Annotated in this window: 2 protein-coding genes; one reads left to right on the forward strand and one right to left on the reverse strand. The window is 76.9% G+C overall.

The annotated features are described in order from the left end of the window. A partial coding sequence (locus ACTIDRAF_RS30265; protein ID WP_039788569.1) for a hypothetical protein occupies window positions 1–202 on the forward strand: 202 nt, incomplete at its 5' end. Between the two features lie 54 nt (window positions 203–256). Here ACTIDRAF_RS30265 and ACTIDRAF_RS0221075 read toward each other — a convergent pair. Next, window positions 257–1,021, reverse strand: coding sequence for a nucleotidyltransferase domain-containing protein (locus ACTIDRAF_RS0221075; RefSeq protein ID WP_016700700.1), 765 nt, complete (start codon window positions 1,019–1,021; stop codon window positions 257–259). Window positions 1,022–1,279: the final 258 nt, after the last annotated feature.

Raw genomic sequence — 1,279 nt, forward strand, 5'->3', positions numbered from 1 at the left:
GGCCGGCGCCGGCCGCGCCGAGCGGGCCGGGGGTGGTGCCGGCCAGCCGTCGGCGGAGGGAGCGGCGAGTCCGGCCGTCAGCACCGCGGCGCGTGCCGAGGCGCCCGGCGGCGCCGTGTACTCGGACAACCTGCACCTGACCGACCGGGGCGGCCGGGTGCTCGTCCGCCTCGTCGGGGACTGGCTGCGCGGCAGGGGGTGACGACGCCACCCCGCTGACCGCGCTCCCTCCCCGGGGCCGCACGCACGGGTGCCCTCAGCGCACGGCGGTGCGTACCAGCTCCTGACCCCGGTTCCTGGTCCCCCGGACCAGGGCCCGCAGCGAGTCGGGGTCGGGCCGCGCCGACACCACCTCCCCGTCCACGGGGTCGAGGCCCGCCCGCGACAGCAGGTCCTTCTCGTTGGTGACCCATTCGCCCCGGGCGGCGAGGACCGCGTGCGCGTACTGGAGGGCGGCCAGGGCGACGTCACCCAGGCACTGGGTGACACGCCCGGAGCGGGCGTGGTTGTGCTCGGCGTAGTCGAGCGTCAGGTCCGCCCGGGCGGACCACACCGCCGGCGCCGAGCGGCGCAGCGCCTCCGGGTAGTCGACGCGGGGGAGGGTTCCCCGCAGGACGCGGTGCAGGTCCAGTTCTCCGACCACCAGGTAGGTGGGGATCCCGGCGAGGTGGAACATCAGGGGTTCGATGTCGAACTCGCCCCGGCTGGCCCGGTCCACCTGGGCCTCGACGACGTCGAGGTCGCGGTAGTGCACGTCGACGGCCCTGCCCGCCACCCGGAGCCACGCGCCGCCGTTGAACACGCCGCCGCCCCAGCCGCCGATCTCGGAGACCTCGCCCTCCCAGCCCACCGATCGCAGGTCCTCCGGATCGAACGCCCCGCGGTAGTAGAGCGCGAGGTCCCAGTCGGAGTCCGGGCGTTCCCGCCCCTGGGCGCGGGACCCGCCCAAGGAGACAGCACGGACTCCCGGGAGGGCGTACAGGGTGTCGGCGATCGCGGTGAGGAACGCGCTGTCGGTCACGAGGTACCCCCTGGTGCGGGACTGGGGCCGGGGCGACGGCCGCCGGGAGGAGCACGAGCTCCTGGCGGGGGCCGGGCCGTTCGGCGTGCGGCGCCACGATCCTAGCGCGGAGGACGGGCCGGTCCCGGGAAGCGTGCCAGGGACCCGACCGACCGGGCCAGCCCCGGCCCGCTCCTCGGCGACTCGGCCCGGGCCGGGCACCCGAGGGCACTCGAGCGGTGGCCGGCCACCGGCGAGCCGGGTGACCGGGGGAGGGAC

The organism is Actinoalloteichus spitiensis RMV-1378 (genome assembly GCF_000239155.1).
In the GTDB taxonomy this organism is placed as follows: domain Bacteria; phylum Actinomycetota; class Actinomycetes; order Mycobacteriales; family Pseudonocardiaceae; genus Actinoalloteichus_B; species Actinoalloteichus_B spitiensis.